This is a genomic window from Synergistota bacterium (assembly GCA_021159885.1).
In the GTDB taxonomy this organism is placed as follows: Bacteria; Synergistota; GBS-1; order GBS-1; family GBS-1; genus AUK310.
This window is the reverse complement of sequence record JAGHDO010000063.1, coordinates 1-2652: the sequence shown is the minus strand read 5'-3', so window position 1 is coordinate 2652 and position 2652 is coordinate 1. Positions and strand designations below refer to the sequence as shown.

At 45.8% G+C, this 2652-nt stretch carries 4 protein-coding genes; all 4 read right to left on the bottom strand.

Features of this window, described 5'->3' with window-relative positions:
* Nucleotides 1-214, bottom strand: a 214-nt coding sequence (locus J7M13_06040; GenBank protein MCD6363539.1) for a hypothetical protein, incomplete at its 3' end; no start/stop codon positions are given.
* A gap of 97 nt (nucleotides 215-311) precedes the next feature.
* A complete protein-coding gene (locus J7M13_06035) occupies nucleotides 312-1139 on the bottom strand; it encodes a DUF1177 domain-containing protein (GenBank protein MCD6363538.1) in 828 nt (275 codons plus the stop codon).
* A gap of 84 nt (nucleotides 1140-1223) precedes the next feature.
* Nucleotides 1224-1778: a hypothetical protein gene (locus J7M13_06030; GenBank protein MCD6363537.1), complete on the bottom strand. Its 555-nt coding sequence runs from the start codon at nucleotides 1776-1778 to the stop codon at nucleotides 1224-1226.
* A gap of 124 nt (nucleotides 1779-1902) precedes the next feature.
* Nucleotides 1903-2652, bottom strand: a 750-nt coding sequence (locus J7M13_06025; protein MCD6363536.1) for an SPASM domain-containing protein, incomplete at its 5' end; no start/stop codon positions are given.

Genomic DNA, 2652 nt, shown 5'->3' with positions numbered 1-2652 from the left:
TCTTCCCAGGCTCTCCTCCTAAAGGAGATCCAGCCATTATAGCAGCATTACCATCCATATCAACTATATTGGGAGAAATTATAAAAACATCCTTAGGGCCAAGGGTATCAACGATACTACAAAGCTCCTCATCAATGCCAATAACTCTCCCATTCTCTATCATAATGGTATGCGAAGCTTCAGACCTTCCTCTCTTAGAAACCTTAGTACCCATAGGAGTTATCCTACCGCAGATTTCAAGCTTAACGCCTGCAAGTTTTTCCGCTATCGCTGAAACGGTAGTCCCTCCCTTTAAAAAACTGGATAATCACCTATTCTCTCCCCCTCTGCAGGAAGGAAAGGTCTCCATAAAGCTCTCTCAAGCGTCTAAATTCATCTACATCATAGAAGCGACACTTACCCTCACCAAACCGCTTGGCGACCTCCAAGCAAAATCTCGCTGCTTGCTCTACATCAATCAGATGTGTAGCGCCGGTTGCACACCCTGGCACAGGAACCTCCGTAGTTATGGCTACTCCCACCACAGGAGCTTTAGTAGCAACCGAGGGTTGCATTATGCTGTTTAAGTGATATACACCGTTGCCATAAGGTGTGATATCCTGAATCGTTATAGGTAGCACCACTGGAAGCCTCCCAGTTACCATTTCCATTATATCAAGAAGATCCTCACTAACTCTGAGTATGTATCCCTCCTTAACCGTGGGAGAAATAGCAAAACCCTTGTGATTTATGACTCTGTTTCCCTTAGTCGTATCTATTGAAAGTATCGCATCCATTTCAGCGTCGACCTCATAAGCATTCATCGTAAGAATATCAACCGGGGAATCCATAAAGGGAACGGGATCGTGAGGTTTCGTGGGAGCAAATGGGCATACATGAGTCGTTATTATTACATCCCCCTTAGGATAATCGCCCTTAAGCCTCATGTCAGCAAGCTTCAAAGCAACGCTAAGAACCGTTAGAGCTCCATCTCCATCAGAAACGAATCCAACTCTCTCAGGGCGAGCACCTAACCCACCAAGACGTCCTATCAAGCCCAGGGTCGGAGCTTCACCCCCTATACTTTTTCCGTTAGCACCTGGGAATATTATCCTTACGAAGTCCGTTCTTCCCTTATCCCCTTCCACGGTTTCAACGATAACGTCTTTATGACCCCTATCGTAGAGGAGTCCCTTAACGAGATAACCGCTCGCTTAAAGACATCAGTTGGAATCCCAAAATGTCTACCTATTGCTCCCCCCTATAGCTCCGTAAATCAACAGTAATGCGCGTTTTCCTCCTCTCGCTGCTGCCATTATCGCCTCAGCGGTTGCAATTCCCGGAGGCCAAGTGCCAGAAGCAGGAAAAGCCTTGCTATCAAAGATCCAATAAAGTATCGTAGCATCAGTCACAACCGCGATAAAGGCACCAACAAGCATCGGAAACACGAGTTCCGGTTTACCCAAGAGATACGGAATACCTATTGGAAGCAGTAAGCCATTTGCTGCAGAAAAAGTAGCTCCAGATATAGAGGTCTGCACGAGATTTTGAGCGTGAATATCCCTGAAATTCCTCAGGAGATTTAAAGGTATCCTCGCTCTAAGAATGGCTATCAAAGCTCCAATGATGGAGGTATTGGTGGTAATTCCCAATCTGGTTATAAGCTCAAGCCCGATTATGGCTCCCAAGAAAGACACAAGAACGTTAAGAGAAAGCATTGGAATACTGAGAGCAGAAGGATGCCTGCGAGGACGTTCTCCCCTCATTTCCCCGCCTGCAGAACCAGTGGAGAGACTCAAACTCCTCACCCCCTAAAGCCGAATCTTTTTGAAAATTCTAAGGTAAGACGAAAGTAATTCGTATGTCCCCTATTCGCAAAATTAAGAACAAATCTTAGTGCGTGAAAGCCAAAAGCGCGGGGTTTTAGGGGCAAACGGCTATGCCTCTCCACCAGAGGCAATCCGCACATGAGGGAAGATTCCCCCAACAGTCGTTCTCAACTTCCTCGAGGAAGTGGCAGGATTCCCTAAACTTACAATCCGTGCATGATGGGAAAAGCCCCCAGGAGACCTTGAAGCGAAACCAGATGTACTCTCTCTTCATCCATATACCAGAAAGAGATTCCCTAAGCACATTTCCAAAGGAGAAAGCTTTAACAAGCTTGCTTCTATTAAAATAGTGTTCCTCCGAGGTATACAAGAACCGATAGCAGGGAGAAACTTCCCCATCCCAGCGAATAGCAAGAGCATCACTTAAAACAAAGGGGCAGTGTCTCTCCGTCTTGAGGGAAAAATTGGGAACATCAGCATGAAGTCGTGCGGTTATAGAATTAGAAATCAGCCTACTTATCTCTTCTGGAGGATCATCATTCTCATAAAGAGCAAATTTTACGTGCTCCCTCCTAACGGGAATGAGATTAGATATAACGATCGAGCTTGCTCCTGCGATCTCTGCCTCCTTCGCTATATATGGAAAGCTATGCAGATTCTCCACCGTCAGAACGGTGCTCACCCCAAGAACAGGCTTGCCCTTCTTTAAAGCGTCTCTTCTTGAGGATATCTTCCTTAAGAGATCCAGAGCAAACCCTAAACTGGGATGACCAATGTGGCCAGTTTCACAGGAAACAAAGATTTCATCAACCTCCAGATCGATCAAAACATCGATAAGATCATC